We start from the raw sequence: 5522 nt of genomic DNA on the forward strand, positions 1-5522 counted from the left end.
GTCGGCGGCCTCGGCCCCCCGCCCGCGGGCCGTGGCACCGGCTCCCGGGTGCGCGGCGGCGTCGGGCGCCGCGGAGGGGTGGACCGGCGCGGCGGACGGGTGCGCCGGGGCGGCGGAACCGGCCGGCGGGGCAGGCGTGTTCGGCGCCGAGGCGGCGGTGGCGGGCACCGTGGCGCCCGGGTTCGGAGCCTGGGCCGGGGGCGACTGCGCGGCCGGCGGGGCGGGGGGTGCGGGCGGCGCGGCGGGCGGGGCGGCGGGGGCCCCGGGGATGGTGAGCACCATGCCGGGCGCCAGGACGTCCGGATCGGTCAGCCGCTCCCCGTCCGGCGCCTGGACCCCCTTGTTCGCGTCGAAGAGCTGCGGCCAGGCGTCCGAACTGCCCATCTCCCGCTGGGCGATGACGGAGAGCGAATCGCCCTCGTGGACGGTGGCGGTGGCGTGCCCGGCAGCGCCGGCGGTGGCCGCACCGGACCCGGCGCTCGCGCCACCACCTGTGCCGGAAGCGGGGGTTGACGCACCCGGACCGCCGTCCGGCCGGGCGTCGGCCGGCATCAGAAGCTGCCAGCCCGGCTGGATCGGCCGTTCGGCGTCGAAGTGGACTCCCGAAGCGTCCATCACCCGGCCGGCGTTGAGCTTGGCGATCTCCTGCCAGCGGCTGCCGTCGCCGAGTTGGTGCTCGGCGATGGTCCAGAGGCTGTCGGCGGGCCGGCTGTCACGCACCGTGTAACTGGGCTGCTGCGCCTGCGGGGCGGCGGCCGGCAGCGCCGCCGTGGGCGCCGCGGGCGGGGCGGCGGCGAGCGCGGCGTACTGCGGCGCCGCCGCGATCTGGGCGGGCACGGCCGGCGCCGTCAGCTGCGCGGGGCCGGTGGTGGCCGCGAACGAGGCACCGGCCACCGGCAGCAGCGCGATCAGCACGCCGACCAGGCCGGCCGCCATCCGCTGGCTCCACCCGAAGGTCGGGATCCGGCGGGCCACCCGGCCGCGCAGTTGGGCCGGGATCTCCAGCAGCACCGAGAGGGCGAAGCACGCCCAGCCGAGCCAGCCGATGCCGACCAGCGCCCAGAGGAAGAGCCGCCCGTCGTCCGGGGTGGTCAGCAACTGGCCGATGCTGCGGTGCCCGACGCCGCCCATCGCGGCGACCGCGTGGGTGCCGTAGAGCAGCAGCGTCGGCACGCCGGCCAGCAGCGCCGCCAGCACCAGCAGCGCGCCGAGCGCGGCCGGCAGCGAGCGCAGCGGACTCTCTCGCCGCGCCGGCGGGCGCGCGGCACTGCCGCGCGGCGTGCTCCAGGACGGACGGGTGTCCTTGCCCCGGCGGCCGGCGGCGCCGTCCGACGAAGGGGCTCCCCCGGTGCCGGCGCGGCCCGCGGCCGAGGCACCCGCACGGGCATGGACCTTGGCTCGTGGCGCGGCCATCAGGCGCCCCCCGCTTTCTTCTCGTCGTCCGCCAGGGTGGCGGTCGCGCTGCCCCGGACGGGCAGGGTGGGTGTGTCGAAAATCGCCAACAGGGCTGTGTCGTAGCTGCCGTTGACGACTATGGTGATGCTTGGAGCGAGATCGGGGGGCGGGTTCTTCGGATCCGGCCAGGAAGCCGTGAGCCCGAACGGCGCCAGGTAGTCGCCGGCCGCCCGCAGAGCGTCCCCGGTGTTGATCCAGTACCCCTTGCCGGCCAGCAGCGCGCCCTCGTCGACCTGCTGGCCGCCGATCCGGGCGGCCTCCTGGGCCCGGGCGTCGACCTGCTCGGTGGCCCGCAGTTGACCGCCACAGTCCATCGTGATGCCGATGAAGAGCATCATCGGCGTGGCGGTGAGCGCCACGAAGATCGAGATGGTGCCGCGGTCACGGCCGCCCCGACGGAGCCTCACGTCCCCTCCCCAGGGCCGGTGGTGCGCATGCGGGCGTGGAGCTAGTTGCCCGACCGGTAGAGGTCGATCACCGAGGTGAAGGACCCGTGCAGGGTCACCTCGCCCGGTGGTACCCACACCACGAACAGATCATTCACCCGGACCGTACACGTGACGTCGACGAATATGCCTTCGAGCGACCGCCCGCCGGCCGTCATCGGTACGCCACCCTGGTCGACCGGTACGTCCCCCCGGGTGATCGGGCGCTTCTGCGCGCTGACACCGACGTGCCGGCAGAGCACGCCCTGCTGTGCCAGCGCCTGGGTGACCGCGTCCTGGGCCACCGCCTGCGGCTCGGCGCCGGTGCGGTCCAGGGTGGCCGCCCGGGCCCCGGCCCGGGCGGCGGCGGGGGGTCGGGCTGCGGCGGGGCGGTCGGTGCGGGGGCACCGGCCCGCACGGCCTGCCGCGGGATGCCCGCCGCCGCGCCCTCGACCCGCTCCTGCGCGCGGGTCCCCTCCTCGCCGCTCATGCCAGCCCCCGGTAGTCCTGGTCGTCCACCGTCCACCACGGCAGCTCGCGGTACTGCGGCTGAGCGGACCCGCTCTCGCGGCTCCACGGCGGCGGCGCCACCGCCGTGGTGCCGCAGCGCAGCTCCACCCCGGTGATCGGCGAGCCGCCGACGGTGCGCCCGATGCGCTGCAGCGCGATCCGCTTGAGGTACTCCACCGCGAGCGGCCCGCGCGGGCCGGTGGCGCTCTCGTCCTGGCTGTCGTGCGTGCTGTCGTAGAAGTCCCAGGCGCGCCGCAGCAGGTTCTGGTCCGCGTGGCTGGGCACCGGGTTGCCGCGGATGGCCGCGATGTCCTGCGCGGTCAGCGCGATCCACTCACCGGTGCCCTCCGAGGTGCGCACCCGGGCGTCCACGCTGATGTTCTGCTGCAGCGGGTTGGGGGCGAACAGCTTCCAGTTCTGCTCGAACTCCGGGTAGATCACGCCGTCGACCTGCGCCTGGTAGCGCTGCCCGAGCGTGTTGGACGGCGCGACGTGCAGGAACACCGCGCCCAGGAAGACCGCGGTGCAGGTCAGCAGGACCACCCCGGCGGTGCCCAGCACGGCCAGCGCGGGCAGCGACCAGACGCGCTCGGCGGCCGGCCGCGGTGCCTGGTCCGATGTCATGAGCGGGCCTCCATGCGCCTCTGTGCCCTTCGCCGGTGGTACCGCGTCCCGCTGCCGCGCGCGGGCGGTGGCCGCCCGCGCGATCGGCTCAGAGCACGAACGCCTCGGCGCCCGAGCTGCTCACCATCGGGCGGCCCGCCTGCTCCCAGGCGAACATCCCGCCGTCCACGTTGAACGCCTCGCGGCCCTGGCCCACCAGGTACTGGACGACCTGCGCGGAGCGCCCGCCGACCCGGCACAGCACGTACAGCGGGGCGTCGGGCACCTCCTCGATCCGGGCGGTGAACTGGCCGATCGGGATGTGCAGGGCGCCCTCGACGTGGCCGGCGTCCCACTCGTCCTGCTCGCGCACGTCGAGCAGCACCGCGTCGGCGGGCACGGCCTGGGCGGTGGCGGTGGGGATCTGCTGGAACATGCGCGGACTCTCCTGGTGGGGCTGCGGATCGGGCGAGGGGTCCGGCGCCGCGCCGGGCACCGGGAACGGACCATTGTGCACCGCTTCGGCGCCCGGTGCGGCGTACCCGGGCACACCGGGGTGGCCGGCCAGCAGCCCTTCGAGCTCGGCCTGCTGGGCCGCGGCCCTGGCCAGCAGCTGCTCGGCGAGCTCCTCCAGCAGCCGGTCCGGGTCCTGCGGGCTGAGCCCGAGCAGCGAGCCCATCGCGGTGGCCTCCAGCCGGACCTGCTCGGTGGCCAGCTCACCGATCCGGGCGGTCAGCCACTCGAGCCGCTGGTCCAGCCACTGCCGGCGGTCGGGCGCCTGCGGCTCGGGGGCGGTCTCGGGAGCGGTCGACCACTCCTCGGTCAGCGCCTGCAACTCACGGGCGTCGCCGCGCGCGTAGGCCTCGTTGACCCGGGCGATGAAGGCCGAGCGGCGCTGCTGCTCGGTGGGGTCGGTGGAGAGGTCGGGGTGGGCGAGGCGGGCCAGCTCGCGGAAGAGCCGCTGGGCCTCCTTGCCCGGTCGCACCCGGCGCGGCGGCTCCACGGGCACCTCGCCCGCACCGGCGCCGCCCGCACCGTCCCCGGCCGCGCCCGACCGGTCCGCGTGGCGCTCCTCGGCCTGCCGGACGCTGTCGAAGAGCGCCTCCAGGTCGGGCATCTCCTCCACCAGCCGGCGCGCCTGCTCGGCCCGCAGCCGGTCGCCCGCGTCGCCGGTGCGGGCCGCCCGCGCCTCGGCCACCAGCGCCTCCAGCTCGTCGAGCCGTGCGTAGAGCGGGCCGAGCCGCTCGTGGTGGATCAGGGCGAAGTTGTCGATCTCGACCCGCAGGGTCTCCAGGTCGACCTCCAGGGTCAGCCAGGCGATCTCCGCCGCCGCGACCCGCTCCTCCAGCCAGGGCAGCTCGGGGTCGCTCCACCGGACGGGGCTCTGTGCGGTCACTGGCTCGCCTCGCTCATCCTTCTCGTCGGTCCCGGGCCGGGCCCGAGCCTACCCGGGCCGCCCGGCCCCGCCGCGCCCCGCGGCGGAGAGCGAAATCCGGCCATCGCGACCATGGACAGGGCGTGCGGGACGGCGCACGCTGGGTGACACGCAACTGATACTGACGAATCTGACGGTTTCAGTACCGGTCGCGGCCCGGTCCGTGCTTCGCTGGAGGCCACACTGAGAGCGACCCAGGCACGGAAAACCCGAGCGCCGCACAGGTACAGCCGCAGAGGAAAGGGCCGGCCTCCGACCGGCCAGGCGGGAGCGATACGAATCCCATGGCGGACGACGCGAACTCCACCACGGACATCCCCGCGGACCAGCCCTGGTCCGCGGGGAGTCTCACCTCGGCCCCGGCCTGCGGCGGCACGCCGGCGCGCGCACCCGAGCAGCCCTCCGGCGTGGTCGCGATGGTGCGGCTGGCAGCCGTCCTGGTCGACCCGGACGGCCGGATCGCGCTGTGGAACCGCGCCGCCGAGGAGCTCTTCGGCCACCGCACCGAGACCGTCCGGGGCCGGACCGCGACCGGCCTGCTGCCCGCGCTGGAGCCCCGCACGGCGGGCGACGCGCAGGGCGCGGCGGCCCGCCGCTGCGACGCCTTCGGCACCCTGGAGGACCTCACCCGCACCGAGGCCTGGTCCGGCCTGATGCCGGTCACCGACCGCGAGGAGCGCTCGCGGTCGGTGCTGTGGTGGGCCTACCCGCTGGTCGAGCCGGAGGGCCGCAGCCTGCTCGCGCTGGCCACCGACGCCCGCCCGCTGCGGGTGGACGGGCCGCGGATCGCGACCGGCCGCCGGCTGCTGCCGTACGCCGCCTCGGCCGACCAGCACGGCGGCTTCCACCGCATCGCGGCCACCCTGGCGCCGCCGGGCCCCTCCGGCGCGGAGGCGCTCGCCCCGCTGCTGCCGCGCACCGGAGCCGCCCGCCGCCGGTCCCTGCTGCACCGGCTGGCGACCGCCGGGGTGCCCGCGCTCTGGGTGGACGCCGGCACCCGGCTGCCGGTGGTGCCCTACGAGCCCGCCACCGACGGGGTGGCCCAGCTCGCCCCCGGGCTCCGCCGCCCAGGCCCACCAGTACGCGGCCACCGC

The 5522-nt window shown here is 76.5% G+C and carries 6 protein-coding genes; 1 reads left to right on the forward strand and 5 read right to left on the reverse strand.

The window, feature by feature from the left end:
* The 5 genes from ABD323_RS37815 to ABD323_RS37835 form a co-directional block, all read right to left on the reverse strand.
* Window positions 1-1413: LysM peptidoglycan-binding domain-containing protein (locus ABD323_RS37815; protein WP_344446633.1), on the reverse strand; the 1413-nt coding region annotated here is incomplete at its 3' end.
* The gene (locus ABD323_RS37820; RefSeq protein WP_344446634.1) at window positions 1413-1862 is read right to left on the reverse strand and encodes a hypothetical protein; all 450 of its coding nucleotides are present in this window, start codon (window positions 1860-1862) and stop codon (window positions 1413-1415) included. The genes ABD323_RS37820 and ABD323_RS37815, both read right to left, overlap by 1 nt.
* Before the next feature lie 41 nt (window positions 1863-1903).
* Window positions 1904-2185 (reverse strand): hypothetical protein, encoded by a 282-nt coding sequence (locus ABD323_RS37825; RefSeq protein ID WP_344446635.1) that lies wholly within the window; start codon window positions 2183-2185, stop codon window positions 1904-1906.
* 181 nt (window positions 2186-2366) lie between these two features.
* Window positions 2367-3014 carry a DUF5819 family protein gene (locus tag ABD323_RS37830; protein WP_344446636.1) on the reverse strand — a complete coding sequence of 216 codons (648 nt, stop codon included), beginning with the start codon at window positions 3012-3014 and terminating at the stop codon, window positions 2367-2369.
* An 88-nt stretch (window positions 3015-3102) separates the two neighbouring features.
* On the reverse strand, window positions 3103-4389 hold the full coding sequence (locus ABD323_RS37835; protein WP_344446637.1) for a rhodanese-like domain-containing protein: 1287 nt from the start codon (window positions 4387-4389) through the stop codon (window positions 3103-3105).
* 323 nt (window positions 4390-4712) lie between these two features.
* Between ABD323_RS37835 and ABD323_RS37840 the strand changes: the two genes are divergently transcribed.
* Window positions 4713-5522 (forward strand): PAS domain-containing protein (locus ABD323_RS37840; RefSeq protein WP_344446638.1); only part of this gene is annotated, 810 nt, incomplete at its 3' end.

Source organism: Kitasatospora nipponensis (assembly GCF_039528135.1).
Classification (GTDB): Bacteria; Actinomycetota; Actinomycetes; order Streptomycetales; family Streptomycetaceae; genus Kitasatospora; species Kitasatospora nipponensis.